The sequence below is a fragment of the Mesorhizobium sp. LEGMi-168a genome (genome assembly GCF_058312955.1).
Window position 1 is genome coordinate 52,022 of the sequence record NZ_JBZEGV010000020.1, and the last position, 14,574, is coordinate 66,595.

Sequence of the window (14,574 nt, forward strand, 5' to 3'; positions counted from 1 at the left end):
GACGTGTCGGTCCGCAAGGTAGTTCTGGGTCGAAGTCGCATCGGCATTCACGCTGCCTCGGCAAGGCGCTCGGCCTCGAACCATCTGGCGAAGGCGTGCCGTTCGGCCTCGGTAAGATGCAGGTGGTGCTTGGTACGCCGAAGCAGGATGTCGTCAGGCGTGCGCGCCCATTCCTTGGCGACGAGATAGCGCACCTCAGCTTCGTAGAGCAGGCCGCCGTGATGCCGGCCAAGATCATCCAGGCTTGCCGCATCCTTGACGACGTCCTTGGTGCGCGCGCCGTAGAGCCGCCCGTAGTGATGCACGAGATCGCGTGCCATCCAGGGATAGGCCTCGCGCAGGCCATTGGCGAAGGTCTCGTAGTCGGCATTGGGAATTTCGCCGCCGGGCAGCGGCGCATTCTCGGTCCAGTCCGCGCCCATCTGAGGAAAAATATGCTTCAGCCGGCGCACGCCACGCTCGGCCAGCTCGCGGAAGGTCGTGATCTTGCCGCCGAAGACGTTGAGCAGCGGTGCACCGCCGGTCTCGTCGAGGTCGAAGACGTAGTCGCGCGTCACGGCGGACGGGTTGCCCTTGCCGTCGTCGAACAAAGGCCGCACGCCGGAGAAGGTGTGCAGCACGTCCTGGCGCCTCAGCTTCTCCTTGAAGTAGCGGTTCACCGCCGCGAGCAGATAGTCGATCTCGCTCTCGTCGGTCTTCACGTCCTCGGCACGGCCGTCATAGGCGATATCGGTGGTTCCAATCAGCGCCATTTCCCCTTCATAGGGGTTGATGAAGATGACGCGCCTGTCGTGATTCTGCACCAGATAGGCATTCGCCCCCTGCCAGAACTTCGGCACGATGATGTGGCTGCCTTTGACGAGGCGCACGTTGCGCGACGAGTTCGATCCCGCAACACGGCCAATGACGTCTGAAACCCATGGGCCGGCGGCATTGACGATGCAGCGGGCGCGGAAAATGCGCGTTTGCCCTGTCATCGAATTTCTTGTCGTTACCGTCCAGGCACCATCTTCGCGGCGGGCCGAAACGGCAGGCGAGCGGGTGAGCACCTCGGCCCCGCGCTCGGCCGCGCCGACGGCGTTGAGCACCACGAGCCGCGCGTCATCCACCCAGCAGTCGGAATACTCGAAGCCGCTCGTGTACCGGTCGAGCAACGGCGCTCCTTCCGGATCGCGCCTGAGGTCGAGCGTGCGCGTGCCCGGCAGCTTTTTTCGACCGCCCAGATGGTCGTAGAGAAACAGGCCGAGCCGCACCAGCCAGGCCGGCCGATCCTGCGGACTGTGCGGCAGGACGAAGCGCATCGGCCAGATGATATGGGGCGCGGCCTTGAGCAGCACCTCGCGCTCGATCAGGGCTTCGCGTACCAGCCGGAACTCGTAATATTCGAGATAGCGCAGGCCGCCATGCACCAGCTTGCCGGAGCGCGAGGAGGTACCCTCGGCAAGGTCGTCTTTCTCGCACAGCACGACCGAAAGGCCGCGACCTGCCGCGTCTCGGGCGATGCCGGCGCCATTGATGCCGCCGCCGATGACGAAGAGATCGACCGTGCTCGATTCAAGCCCCATCTCTTGCTCCTTCAGGCGTTTCGGCGGAGGCGCCTGCTGCGTTGCGGCGCGCGGCGGCCAGAGCGTCCCAGGCAGGTCCCAGGACATGGCGCGCCGCGTAGAATGCCGTGAAAAGGCCGTCATAGGCAGCAATCAGCGCTGGATCGGGCGTCTCGACAGGCCCGAGCAGCGGCGTGACCCATTCGGCGATGCAGGCGCTCATGTCAGGATACGCGCCGATGGCGACTGCCGCCATCATCGCGCAACCGGCGGCGCCTGCCTCCTCGCGCGACGAGACACGCACCGGCGCATGAACCGCCGCCGACAGGATGCCGCGCAATCCTTTAGAACGAGCCGCGCCGCCTGAGAGCCGCAGCTCTGACGGCAGATCGCCCATCGCCGCATAGCAGTCGCGTATGGCAAGCCCTAGCCCTTCAATGACGGCACGGACCAGATCCGGATAGCGATGGCTGACCGACAGGCCAACGAACCCGGCGCGGGCGTTGGCGTTGACGAACGGACCGCGCTCGCCGGCCTCTGAAATGTAGGGATGATAGACGACTTGGCCGGGGCGGCTTGCGGCGAGCCACTGATCGATGCGGCTGACCAGATCGCTGTGATTGGCCTCGTGCCCGAATTCCTTCAGCACATCCGCCGCCAGGCCGAGGACCCAGTCGATGTTGAGCGAGGTCGCCATGTTGGTCTGCACCTGCGTCACCAGACCCGGAATGGGCAGGGCAATGACGTAGCCCGAACCCTCCTTGTTGAGGCGGACACTGCCCGTCGGCACGGCACGCATGTGGACGCCGGTCGAGCCGACGATCGAGCAGGCGACGTCTCCCTCGCCGCCGCAGACCCCGGCGCCGAGCGCGGTCATGACCATATCGACATAGCCGAGACTGACCGGAGTGCCCGCTTTCAGGCCTGTCTCGGCCGCTGCCTCGGCGGTAAGCGGATGGGTCGCCATCGTGCCGTCGATGATCTCCGGCAAGAGCTTGCGCCGCCGGGAAAGGCCGAGCGCCTCGACGACCGTATCGTCGTAGCGGCGGGTACGGAAATTGCCGAAGGTGAAGCCCGCCTCCGAGGGGTCGGTGGCGCGCACGCCGGTCAGGTTCAGATAGAGCCAGTCCTTGCAGTGCAGCGCGACTTCGGCATGGTCGAGAAGGTCGGGCGAGTGGCGGTCCATATGCGCCATCTGACTGCCCTGTTGGCAGGTATTCAGCCCTGTTCCCGTCGCCTCGAAGCGGGCGCGGCTGAGCGGGCCGGCAGCCAGGCGCTCGACAGTGGGCGACGCGCGCGCGTCGAGCCAGAGCCATGCATCGGCGACCGGCTTGTTTCCACGACCAACGAGCCAGGTGCCGTCGCCCTGCGCGGTCACCGCGAGAGCGGCGGTGCGCGCCGCCAAGTCTTCAACCTTGTCGCCAAGCCCTCGAATTGCCGCCACGCAGTCGCGCCAGGTCCGGGAGAGCGACTGCGTCGCCGAGCCGTCGGCGCCGGCCGCGTACCGGTTCGGTACCGAAGCCGACGCAATCTGGCGGCCGTTCAGCTCGAAGGCGACCGCCTTGATGACCGACGTGCCGGAATCGATGCCTACGATAACGTCAGCGCCAGCCACGGACCGCTCCGCTTCCGCTGCGAACATGCCTGGATCGGCAACAGGGCATGTCTGTTTTCCTCCTCGTTTTCCGCCTGCGGCTCGCCGCGAACGTGTGGCCGCACGAAGATGCGTCGCTGCGCACTCCCGCGTAACGGCGCTCCTTTGGCTTCATTCTAAATTATCATGGAAATAACACAACTGTTGATTTTTTTTGCAGACATCGAAAATTTTTTCAGCTACGCTCATTTTAGTGAGAATGAAGGCAACGATCCGCCTTACGTCGTCTTCGCCAAGCAAATGGGAGAGCATTCAAACAAGCGACCCGACCCTTCAGCCTTGTTTTCAGTTCGCAGCTCGGCATGGAATGGTGAGATAAAAACGTCGCAAAATCATACATTTATTGAAAATCACTTCGGGACTGCAGCGCCTTCATGCCGCGTCTATGAGGACGGATAGCCGCCCATGATCGGTCACGGTGGCAACCGGCGATGCCCGGTCTCGGCGGGAGGCGGCCTTTGAAAATTCGCATGACTGGAAGCCCTCCCAGCGGGTCAAAATCCATGCCAAAGCGGAACTTCGACTTAACATACTTGACGCAAAAGATAACACGAATATAACATAAGTTTGAACTGGAAAAGATGCAGCGGGGAGGAAGACGCCGCATCGCAGGTCAAGGGTGGAGAAGATCGATGCAAGCAGCTGACCCGAGGATGCCGTGTCACCGACAGGCGGCAGACGTCAGGCCGTGCGCATCAGCCAGTGCCCGCCCCGTTCCGTCGCAAGCAGGTATCTGAACGATGAACGTCATGTCAGCCCAGACGCCGAAGGCTCCTGCCGCGTCGCGCCGCGGCCTGATGATTGCGATCGGTCTCGGCGTCGTAGTCCTTGCCGCGATCGCGCTCGACACCAAGGTCGTCCAGATCGGATCGTCCGCCGACGCCAGCCAGGAGGCGTTTTCGCCCGACCGGTTCGGCGAAAAAGAGTTCCCGCGTATCCAGGCTTTCGTTGTCGAGCACGCCGTCAACGCCGCGACCTTCGGACCGGAGGTCATGGCCGACAAGAACGCAGCCGCCAAACAGTACGGAACTGCCTCATCGACCGGCGCGATCATCCCGATCAGGCTGACGGCGGTGGCAGGCGAAGCGAAGTCCGGCATCTACGACCTCAAGGCCGATGGCGTGCCGGCCGACATCCATGTGCGGCTGCAGACCGGCCCGGCCATCAACGGGACCGACCTGCGCGATGCGCCGGGCGATATCGCCTTCGGCAAGTTCAAGAACCAGATCGAGTTTCAGGACGCCGGCTCGGGCATCAACCGCGCCATGAAGAAGGCGACCCTCGATGGGATCGATACCGCGACCCTCTCGGGCAAGACGCTGGAAGTCTTCGGCGCCTTTCGTCTCATCAACCCGAAGAACTGGCTGATCACGCCGGTGAAGGTCGCCGTCAAATGAGCGACGTTGCGATCTCCCGGCCTGCCGGTGAAGTGGTTCTGGCGGCGCGCAACATCGCCAAGTCCTACAGCGGCGTGAAGGCGCTGAAGGGCGTCAACTTCGACATTCACCGCGGCCAGGTGACGACACTGTTCGGCGAGAACGGAGCCGGCAAGTCGACGCTGATGAAGATCCTCTCCGGTGTGGTGCAGCCGACATCCGGCGAGGTCATTCTCGACGGCCAGCCCATCGTGTTCTCCTCTTCCACAGATGCGCGCAACCACGGCATTTCGATCATTCATCAGGAGCTCAGCCTCGCGCCCAATCTGTCGGTTCGCGACAACATCTTCATGGGCCGCGAGATCAATGGTCCGACCGGCGTCAACTACGCCGAGGAGGAACGCCAGGTCCGCGAGTTGCTGGCGGAACTCGAAGAAGACATCGATCCGCTCACCCCTATCGAGGAGCTGCGCCTCGGACAGCAGCAGATCGTCGAGATCGCCCGGGCGCTTTCGGTCGACAGCCGGATCCTCATCATGGACGAGCCTACATCGGCGCTTTCCGCCACCGAGGTCGAGGTTCTTTTCAATGTGATCCGCGACCTCACCGCCAAGGGCGTGTCGATCGTCTACATCTCGCACCATCTCGAGGAGGCCCTGCAGATCACCGATCATGCCGTGGTGCTGCGGGACGGCAACATGACCGCCTACGCGCCGCGCGCCGACATCGATCTGGAATGGATCGTGCGCAACATGGTCGGCGAGAACTATGATCTGGGCAATCCGCCAACCGGCTACGATTTCGGCCCGGTCATGCTCTCGGTCCGCGACCTGACCGTGCCGGATCCGGCCGGAGGCGGCTACAACGTCGTAGACCGCATGTCGCTCGACGTCAGGGCCGGCGAGATAGTCTGCATCTATGGCCTGATGGGGGCCGGCAGGACGGAACTGCTCGAAACCGTCGCCGGCAAGCTGAGCGCGACGTCCGGCGAGATCGTGCTCGAGGGCAAGGAGATTTCCCATCTTGCCATCGGCGAGCGCATCGCCCGCGGCCTTGCGCTCGTGCCGGAGGATCGCCAGCGCTACGGGCTCGTCCAGACGATGTCGGTCGGGCAGAACCTTTCGCTCGCCTCGATCAGGGAGTTCGCGCGCGGGGTCTTCACCTCCCTCAAGCTCGAGCGGGCATTGATCCAGAAATCAATCAGGGCCGTGACCGTGAAGACCGATGGGCCGGACGTGCCGATCGGGTCGCTGTCCGGCGGCAACCAGCAGAAGGTGGTCATCGGAAAGATGCTCGCCACCGATCCCAAGGTTATCCTGCTGGATGAACCCAGTCGCGGCATCGACATCGGCGCCAAGGCAGAGGTGTTCCGAATTCTGGCAGCCCACGCGGCGGCCGGGCAGGCCGTCGTCTACACGACATCGGAAGTCAACGAATGCCTGTCGATCGCCCACCGCATCATCATCATGCGGCGCGGCCGGATCTCTGCCGAGTTCACCTCGGACATCACCAAGGAAAAGATCATGGCCGCCTCGGGCGAGGCCGTCGCGGCCTGAGCGGAACACGGAAACGAACAATGACGCAAACGAGCGCCAACCGCCTCTCTTCCCCGGCCGCAGCGGTCAAGGGAACAGCCAACCCCATCAAGCTTTTGCTGAAGGGCCGCGCTTTCTTCGCGCTGATCGCCATCATCGTCGTCTTCTCGTTTCTGTCGCCGAACTACCTCACCGTCTCCAACCTGCTGATCATGTCCTCGCATGTAGCCATCTACGGCATACTCGCGATCGGTATGCTGGTGGTCATACTCAGTGGCGGCATCGACCTGTCGGTCGGCTCGATCCTGGCGCTGTGCGGCGTCGTCGCGGGTGCGTTGATGCAGGGCGTGGAGCTGAAACCGCTCGGCGTCATCCTGTTTCCGCCGGTGTGGGCTGTGGTGGTGCTGACCTGCGCTCTCGGCGCCGTGCTCGGCGCGCTCAACGGCATCCTCATCGCCTGGTTCAGGGTGCCCGCCTTCGTTACTACGCTCGGCGTCATGTACATGGCGCGCGGCATCGCGCTGCTGATGACCAACGGCCTCACCTACAACAACCTCGCCGGCCGGCCAGAGCTCGGCAACACCGGCTTCGACTGGCTGGGCTTCAACCGGCTCTTCGGCGTGCCGATCAGCGTGGTGGTCCTGGCGGTCCTCGCCGTGCTGACCGGGCTGATGCTCAGCCGCTCCTCCTTCGGCCGCTGGCTCTATGCCTCGGGCGGCAACGAGAACGCGGCCGACCTGTCGGGCGTGCCGGTCAAGCGGGTCAAGATCACGGTCTACACGCTCTCCGGTATCCTGTCGGCTATCGCCGGCCTGGTGCTCTCATCGCAGTTGACCTCGGCCGGACCGACCGCCGGCACCACCTACGAGCTGACTGCGATCGCGGCGGTGGTCATCGGCGGCGCCGCGCTGACCGGCGGCCGCGGCACGGTGCGCGGCACCATGCTCGGCGCCTTCGTCATCGGCTTTCTTTCGGACGGCCTCGTCATCATCGGCGTGTCCTCCTACTGGCAGACCGTCTTCACCGGCGCCGTCATCGTGCTCGCCGTGCTCATGAACACCATCCAGTACGGGGCCCGCGGCGTCCGACAGTGACGCCGCGCCTCGCCACAAGCTTCTCCGGGACGCAAGGAGACCGACCGGAAAGAAGGCCGAGACAAATCGGCAACCGCAATCTGCAACCGCAATCTACAAAGGGAGTGAGAGAAATGATCGATAAAGCCAGAAGAATGCTCTTGGTCGCGGCCGCGACGCTGCCGTTCATGGCAAGCCATGCCTGGGCGGCGGGTTTGATCAGCATCATCGTGACCGATCCGGCCAATCCGTATTGGCTCACCGAGGGCCAGGTCGCCAAGGCCACGGCCGAGAGCCTCGGCTACACCGCCAATGTCAGCGCCCACAAGGGCGATACCAATGCCGAAAGCACGATGATCGACACAGCCATCACCAACAAATCGGTGGCGATCATCCTCGACCCGGCCAATGCCGACGGCTCGATCGGCGCGGTCAAGAAGGCGGTTGCCGCCAACATCCCGGTCTTCCTGGTCAACGCCGAGATCAACCAGGATGGTCTCGCCAAGGCGCAGCTCGTCTCCAACAACGCGCAAGGCGCCGCAATCGGCGCGCAGCAGTGGGTCGAGGCGATCGGCGACAAGGGCAACTATGTCGAGCTGTTCGGCAACCCGGCCGACAACAACGCGGCAACCCGCTCGAACGGTTATGAGACCGTGCTTACCCAGTATCCGGACCTCAAGAAGGGCGGCAAGGAAGTGGCCAACTGGGACCGCACCCAAGGCTACCAGAAAATGCAATCGCTGCTGCAGGCCCACCCCGACATCGTGGGTGTCATTTCCGGCAACGACGAGATGGCCCTTGGCGCCATTGCGGCGCTGAAGGAAGCGGGCAAGCTCGACCAGGTGAAGGTCGGCGGCTTCGATGGCTCGCCGGACGCGGTCGCCGCCGTCAAGGCGGGCGAAATGCAATACACGGTGCTGCAGCCTGTCGCGGTCTTCTCGGCCGAAGCCGTGAAGCAGGCCGACAAGTTCATCAAGACCGGCTCGACAGGCGCATCCTCCGAGAAGCAGCTCTTCGATTGCGCCCTGATCACCAAGGACAATGTCGACAAATACACAGGACCGTTCACGCTTACGCAGTAAACCGCGGACTGGGGCGCGTACGATGCGCGCCCCTTTTCCTGCCGCGCAAAATGCATTCGATGCGCAAAACACTGCTTGCCCTCAAGGCAGCGCTTGCCATCGGCGCCAGATATGCGAATGGCATCGGCAGGAGAGGCTTGGATGAAAGATCGCGAGATTCGGCCCGAGCAGGCGTTGAAGACCCTTGCCGGGGATCAGGTGCCCGCAGACAGCCGCCACGCGCGCCAGCTTGCGCGCCGGCAGATGATGGCCGAGGCCGTCCTGGCCGAGGGCACGATGCGCATCGAGGACCTCACCGAACGCTTCGGCATCAGCCTGATGACCGCGCATCGCGACCTCGACGAACTGGTCGAGAAGGGCCTGCTGCGCAAGACGCGCGGCATCGTCTCGGCTGCCCCGACCAGCCTGATCGAATCGAGCGACGTCTACCGTTCGTCGCGCCAGGCGGCCGAGAAGCGCGCGATCGCGCAGGCGGCGGCGGCCTTCCTGGAACCCGGCCAAGCCGTCTTCTTCGACGATTCCACCACCGTCCTGCAGCTCGTGCCGCATCTGGCGGCGCGCGTGCCGCTGACGGCGATCACCAACTCGATCACCCTGATGAACGAGCTGAAGGGCACGCGAGACCTCACGCTGCTCGGGCTTGGCGGCCAGTTCTATAACTGGTGCAATGCCTTCATGGGGCCGGTCACGGTCACGGAGATCCGGCGGCTGAGGGCTGATCGCGTCTTCATGTCGATGTCGGCCATCACCGACGGCATGGTTTTCCACCAGTCGCCGGAAATGGTTGAAACCAAGCGCGCCATGTTCGACAGCGCCGCCATGCGCATCCTGCTGGCCGACCACACCAAGTTCGAACGCCGGGCACTGCATGCCATGTGCGCGCTTGACGAGTTCGACGTCATCGTCGTCGACGACGGAACCCCTCCCAGGCAGGTCGAGACGATGAAGGAGCGCGGCATGAACGTCGTCGTCGCCCCCGTGCGGCAAGGAGAATTGTAACACTCATTGATGTTAATTTAACATCGTGATATGGGCATTTCCCAAGAGCCGCACGTTATGTGCGTGGCGAGGAGTGGATGCCCTGTCTGCTGGGAATCGATAGTGGCCTGACCGTCACCAAGGCGGTGGTTTTCGATGAGGCTGGCGCCTCGCTGGCGGTGGCCCGCCGCCGGGTGGCGCAGATCATGTCCGAGCCGCGCCACGTCGAACGCGACATGGACGGCCTCTGGCTGGCCACCGCCGAAGCGATCGCGCAAGCGGTGTCCGATTGCGGCCGACCGGCCTCTGACATCGCCGCCGTCGCCGCGACGGCGCACGGCGACGGGCTCTATTTGCTCGATCGCGACCGCCGGCCGCTCGGATACGGCATCCTGTCGCTGGACAGCCGGGCTGGAGACGTTGCGGCCCGCTGGAAAGCCGACGGGACGGCCGCGAAGGCTCTGTCGCGGACCGGGCAGACGCCGCATGCCTCGGCGCCGTCTTCGCTTCTGGCCTGGATACGCGACCGCGAGCCGGAGCGCTTTGCCCGTATCGGCCACGTGCTTGCCTGTAAGGACTGGCTCCGCTTCTACCTGACGGGAAGCCTGGGCACCGATCTCACCGAGGCGAGCACCTCGTTCACAGCCGTCGATACGCAAGCGTACGCGCCGGACATCCTCTCGATCTTCGATCTCGAAGCGCTCGGCGATGCACTGCCGCCGGTCGCGCGGCCGGACGAGTTCGTCGGCGCCATCACGGCGCAAGCGGCCCGGTCCACGGGACTCGTCGCCGGCACGCCCGTCGTGGCCGGCCTGCACGACGTGACTGCCTCGGCGCTCGGGATCGGCGGCTATGGCCAAGGCGTGGTCGCCATCGTTGCCGGCACCTATTCCATCAACGAGACGGTCTCTGCCGCGCCGCGCATCGACGCCCGGTGGTTCTGCCGCAACGGACTGAAGCCCGGCGAATGGAACAATATGTCGATCTCGCCGGCATCGGCGGCAAACTACGACTGGTTCCTCGACACGCTGTGCGGTTCCGAGCGGGCGGCGGCGGAAGCGGACGGGCGCTCGATCCACGCCATCGTCGGTCCGGAAATCGAGGCGGCGTTGGCGCGACCGTCGACGATGCTCTTCCATCCCTATCTGTTCGGCTCGCCGCATGGCCCGGCTGCCAGCGCCGGCTTTCTCGGGCTGCGCGGCTGGCATGACCGCGGCGACATGCTGCGGGCGGTGATCGAAGGCATTGCCTTCAACCATCGCGTTCACGTCGATGCGCTGCGCGAAGGCTTCCCGGCGCGCGAGGCGCGGCTGACCGGCGGCATTTCCCGCAATCCCGCCTTCGCACAGATCTTCGCCGATGTGCTCGGCATGCCGATCACGGTGACCGAAACGGAGGAGGCCGCCGCATGGGGCGCGGCGCTGTGCGCCGGAGCCGGCGTCGGCCTGTTCGCCTCGCCGCGGCACGATCCGCGCGAGCTCGCCACGCTTGGCCGCACCTATCGGCCCGACCCCGAGCGCAGCGCTGCCATGGACAGACGCTACCGGCTGCACTGCGACATCGCCAACCGCCTCGCCAACGCCTGGCCGTCGATCGAAGCGCTCGCGGAAAAGAGGGAGCCATGAACGCGGACAATCGCCGGCAGGAAATTGCCGACTATATCATTCAGCATGGCGAGGCGCGCATCGACGAGCTTGTCGCGACTTTTGGCGTCTCGCGCATGACGATCCATCGCCACGTCGATGAGCTGGCACGCCAGGGTGTGCTGCGCAAGCTGCACGGCGCGGTCAGCGCCCAGCCGTCCGGCGTCTACGAGAGCCTTTTCCGCTTCCGCGAGGCACATGCGACCGCCGCCAAGCAGGCGCTCGCCCGGGCGGTTCTGGCCGAGATCGAGCCGGGCCAGGTTGTTCTATTCGACGATTCGACCACCGCCAACGCGGTCGGCCCGTTCTTGCCGCAGGTTGCGCCGCTGACCGTCGTCACCAACAGCCTGTCCCTGGCCGAACAGCTGGTGGGCAAGGACGACCTGAAGCTGATCCTGCTCGGCGGCGAATACCATCCGACCTACAACGCCTTTATCGGCCACATCTGCGAGAGCGCCCTGCAGAAGATCAGGGTGAACCTGCTCATCTGCTCGGCTTCGGCGATCGACAAGACCGCGACGCTGATCCAGGATCCGCAGGTGGTGCGCGTAAAGCAGGCCATGGCCGCCGCGGCCTCGCGCACCGTGCTGCTCATCGATTCCTCCAAATTCGGCAAGGTGGCGCTGCATCTGTTTGCAGACCTCACCGACTTCGATCTCGTGCTCAGCGACGACGGCCTCCCCGACGAGATTGCCGACAGCCTGAAGGCGGCCGGGGTCAATCTCAAGATCGTGCCGGTGCAATGACCGGGACAACACGGGATGTCGATGTCCTCATCGTCGGCGCCGGCATCAACGGCGCCGGCCTGTTTCGCGATCTGTGCGAACAGGGCCTGAGGATCGCGATCGTCGACAAGGCGGATTTCGGTTCCGGCACCAGCGCCGCGCCGTCGCGGCTCATCCATGGCGGCATCAAATATCTCGAGACGGGCGAGTTGGGCCTCGTCGCGCAGTCGACGCTGGAGCGCAACCTTCTGCTGCTCAACGCGCCGCATGCAGTGCGGCCGCTGCCGACCGTCATCCCGATCTTTTCCTGGCTGACGGGCATCGGGGCGGCGCTGCGTACCCTTTTCGGCAGCACGACCGCACCGCGCAGCCGCGGCGCTCTCCTGATCAAGATCGGTCTCGCCTTGTACGACTTCTACGGCGCCCGCCACCGCGTCATGCCCAGGCATGCGCTGTGGTCGAAAGCGCGGGCGCTGACCGAGATACCGCCGTTGACGCCACGCATCGTGGCGGCCGGTACCTATTACGACGCCACCGTCCGTCATCCCGAGCGGCTGGTGCTTGAACTTCTTCAGGACGGCATAAGGGCCAGTTCTGAATCCGAGGCCTTCAACTACGCGCGGCTGCTGGGCAGCGACGGTAGCATCGTGCGCTTCGCCTTGGCGGACGGCGGCGAGCGCAGCTTCCGGCCGCGCATCGTCGTCAACGCGGCGGGGCCTTGGATCGATCGTGTCAACGCAGCGCTCGGTGCACCGTCACGGCTGGTCGGCGGCACCAAGGGCTCGCACATCCTGCTTGACCATCCCGACCTGCTGCAGGCGCTGAACGGTCGTATGATCTATTTCGAGGCCAATGACGGCCGCATATGCCTGGTGTTCGACTATCTCGGCCGGGCGCTGGTCGGCTCGACCGACATTCGTGCCGCCGACCCCGAAACGGTGCGCTGCGAGGATGACGAGATCGACTATTTCCTGGCGAGCCTGCGCGAGCTTTTGCCCGGCCTTTCCTTCGGACGCGAGCAGATCGTCTACGCCTATTCCGGTATCCGACCGCTGCCGGCGTCGGACGGCACTGCGCCGGGCCTGATCAGCCGCGACCACTCGGCGCCTGTCATGGAAATCGACGGCAGCCGGAGTTGGCCGATCGTCTCGTTGGTCGGCGGCAAATGGACGACCTTCCGCGGCTTTGCCGAAGAGGTGACGGACGCGCTGCTGGCGAGGCTTGGCCAGTCCGGGCGCGTGAGCACGCGGAGCCTCGCCATCGGCGGCGGCCGCGATTTTCCGGCCGATGCGGCTGCGCGTAGCCGCTGGATCTGCGCTGTCACGGCTGAGACAGGAGCGTCGCCGGCGCGCGCCGAAGTCCTGCTGGATCGCTATGGCACGACGGCCCGAGCCATTCTGGCGCACGAAGCCGGACGGCGGCCGGAGCCGCTTGCCGACGCGTTCGACTATACGCTGGCGGAGATCGATTGGCTGGCGCGCAACGCACGTGTCGTCCACCTGGCTGACATCGTCATGCGCCGCACCGTGCTGGCGATCACCGGCCGACTCAGCCGGCGCGACCTTGAGCAGATTGCCGACACCGCAGCGACTGCGCTGGCATGGAATCCCGAACGGCGCGAAAAGGAACTGGAAGCGACTTCAAAGGAGCTCACGGAGCGGCATCGCTTTTGCTTTGAACCGTCGGGGCCTAAAGCGCGTCGCGATCTTTCAGATTCGCTCCGTGCGCTTTAGGTTTTTGATTTTACGCATGTCGGCGATGCGCGGAGGTCACGATCAGACGCTGTCCTCTGCCGGTGGCGCGGCGCCCGCTCGAGATGCTCACCTGGACGTTCCACAATACCGGTGAGGGCGTCTACCGCGGCGACTTCGCCGGCTCGCCGCTCTCGACGTGCCGCAAGATGGAGCACAAAACCGCGAACGGCCGCGACATCAGCTATCGGGGACCGAAAATTATCTAATAAATTCAGCGATTTTTCTAAACAAGGCGATGGTACCGTTGGCTGGGCTCGAACCAGCGACCCCCAGATCCACAATCTGGTGCTCTAACCAACTGAGCTACAACGGCACATCCGCCTGAGCGCAATCCGAGGAGAAATCATTCTCTCCGCGTCGGCTCCATCGTCGGCGATGCGTCCAATACGGACTATCGGAGTCTAATTCAAGGCCTTTGATGAGGCAAAGGCCTTGAAGCGAACCGCATCGTTTCAACTGGGCAAAAGAAAAGGCCGGCGGGAGGAGGTGCCGGCCTTTTCCTGTTACGAGCCAGCGGGAGGAGGTGCTGGCTGGTCACCCCGGAGAGCAGAGGGAGGAGGTTCCACTCGCCGGGTATTCATCTCATCAACTCATCGCACATCTATTTGTCTGACGAAATGCGACGTTTTGATGCATCGTAAGGTTGCGACCTGGAATCAGGCCGCCTTGCTGTCCTTGAACGCCTTCTCGAAAGCGGTCTTCACCGGCTTGGAGACGTCCTCGACCGCCTTGGAAGCAACGGTCTGGAAGTCCTTGACCTGCTCGACGGCCATCTCGGCGCGCTTGCGCAGGAAGGCGGTCTGCAGCTCGACGACCTCGGAGAGCGTCTTGGCGCCGACCAGGGCTTCGAGATGCGAGAAGCTGGCCTCGGCGTTGGCGCGCAGGATGGCGATGGTCTTGAGCGACAGGTCGCCGGAAACGGTCTTGGCGGTCTCGTAGGTCGACTCCAGAACCTTCTGGGTCTCCTCGGCGCCGTTCTTCAGCTTGGCATAGGCTTCTTTCGACTGCTCGACGCCCTTCTCGGCGAAAGCGCGAATCTGGTCGGTGGCCTTGGAAGCGTCGAAGCTCGGGAATTCAACGTTCTCGATGGTCTCAGCGGTCTTGCCAGTCTTGGACATTTTCCAACCTTTCAAGGTTAGCGGCTTTGACAGAAAGCCGTCTCGTTCATGTATGATGGCAATATAAAGGCAATTTTTGTGCATTGCAATAT

The 14,574-nt window shown here is 64.2% G+C and carries 12 protein-coding genes, 1 tRNA gene and 1 pseudogene; 10 read left to right on the plus strand and 4 right to left on the minus strand.

The features are described 5' to 3' along the window. Positions 1 to 47: 47 nt before the first annotated feature. Positions 48 to 1,565 carry a glycerol-3-phosphate dehydrogenase gene (locus tag AC4FWB_RS23295; protein WP_491028578.1) on the minus strand — a complete coding sequence of 506 codons (1,518 nt, stop codon included), beginning with the start codon at positions 1,563 to 1,565 and terminating at the stop codon, positions 48 to 50. Then, positions 1,555 to 3,159, minus strand: coding sequence for an FGGY-family carbohydrate kinase (locus tag AC4FWB_RS23300; protein ID WP_491028579.1), 1,605 nt, complete (start codon positions 3,157 to 3,159; stop codon positions 1,555 to 1,557). The genes AC4FWB_RS23295 and AC4FWB_RS23300 overlap by 11 nt, the downstream gene beginning before the upstream one ends. Positions 3,160 to 3,342: 183 nt before the next feature. Here AC4FWB_RS23300 and AC4FWB_RS23305 point away from each other — a divergent pair, with 183 nt between their 5' ends. The 10 genes and pseudogenes from AC4FWB_RS23305 to AC4FWB_RS23350 all read left to right on the plus strand — a co-directional run bounded on the left by AC4FWB_RS23305 (position 3,343) and on the right by AC4FWB_RS23350 (position 13,570). Then, entirely contained in the window at positions 3,343 to 3,597 is a 255-nt protein-coding gene (locus AC4FWB_RS23305; RefSeq protein WP_491028580.1) for a hypothetical protein, read from the plus strand. A gap of 341 nt (positions 3,598 to 3,938) precedes the next feature. Beyond that, positions 3,939 to 4,595, plus strand: coding sequence for a DUF2291 family protein (locus AC4FWB_RS23310; RefSeq protein ID WP_491028581.1), 657 nt, complete (start codon positions 3,939 to 3,941; stop codon positions 4,593 to 4,595). Continuing rightward, on the plus strand, positions 4,592 to 6,130 hold the full coding sequence (locus tag AC4FWB_RS23315) for a sugar ABC transporter ATP-binding protein (protein WP_491028582.1): 1,539 nt from the start codon (positions 4,592 to 4,594) through the stop codon (positions 6,128 to 6,130). Before AC4FWB_RS23310 ends, AC4FWB_RS23315 begins: the two co-directional genes overlap by 4 nt. A gap of 92 nt (positions 6,131 to 6,222) precedes the next feature. Then, positions 6,223 to 7,203 (plus strand): annotated as a pseudogene (locus AC4FWB_RS23320) (ABC transporter permease); the annotation flags it as partial. A 113-nt stretch (positions 7,204 to 7,316) separates the two neighbouring features. After that, positions 7,317 to 8,264: a D-ribose ABC transporter substrate-binding protein gene (locus AC4FWB_RS23325; protein ID WP_491028583.1), complete on the plus strand. Its 948-nt coding sequence runs from the start codon at positions 7,317 to 7,319 to the stop codon at positions 8,262 to 8,264. A gap of 141 nt (positions 8,265 to 8,405) precedes the next feature. Further along, a complete protein-coding gene (locus tag AC4FWB_RS23330) occupies positions 8,406 to 9,263 on the plus strand; it encodes a DeoR/GlpR family DNA-binding transcription regulator (protein WP_320219915.1) in 858 nt (285 codons plus the stop codon). 77 nt (positions 9,264 to 9,340) lie between these two features. Continuing rightward, positions 9,341 to 10,867: an FGGY-family carbohydrate kinase gene (locus AC4FWB_RS23335; RefSeq protein ID WP_491028584.1), complete on the plus strand. Its 1,527-nt coding sequence runs from the start codon at positions 9,341 to 9,343 to the stop codon at positions 10,865 to 10,867. After that, positions 10,864 to 11,631: a DeoR/GlpR family DNA-binding transcription regulator gene (locus tag AC4FWB_RS23340; protein WP_491028585.1), complete on the plus strand. Its 768-nt coding sequence runs from the start codon at positions 10,864 to 10,866 to the stop codon at positions 11,629 to 11,631. Before AC4FWB_RS23335 ends, AC4FWB_RS23340 begins: the two co-directional genes overlap by 4 nt. Continuing rightward, complete coding sequence (locus AC4FWB_RS23345) at positions 11,628 to 13,343, plus strand: glycerol-3-phosphate dehydrogenase/oxidase (RefSeq protein ID WP_491028586.1); 1,716 nt, start codon at positions 11,628 to 11,630, stop codon at positions 13,341 to 13,343. Before AC4FWB_RS23340 ends, AC4FWB_RS23345 begins: the two co-directional genes overlap by 4 nt. A gap of 83 nt (positions 13,344 to 13,426) precedes the next feature. Next, complete coding sequence (locus tag AC4FWB_RS23350) at positions 13,427 to 13,570, plus strand: hypothetical protein (protein WP_491028587.1); 144 nt, start codon at positions 13,427 to 13,429, stop codon at positions 13,568 to 13,570. Positions 13,571 to 13,600: 30 nt separating this feature from the next. Here AC4FWB_RS23350 and AC4FWB_RS23355 read toward each other — a convergent pair. Together AC4FWB_RS23355 and AC4FWB_RS23360 are read right to left on the minus strand one after the other, a co-directional pair. After that, positions 13,601 to 13,677 (minus strand) — tRNA-His (locus AC4FWB_RS23355). A gap of 343 nt (positions 13,678 to 14,020) precedes the next feature. Beyond that, positions 14,021 to 14,482, minus strand: coding sequence for a phasin (locus tag AC4FWB_RS23360; protein ID WP_491028588.1), 462 nt, complete (start codon positions 14,480 to 14,482; stop codon positions 14,021 to 14,023). Between the last annotated feature and the right edge of the window lie 92 nt (positions 14,483 to 14,574).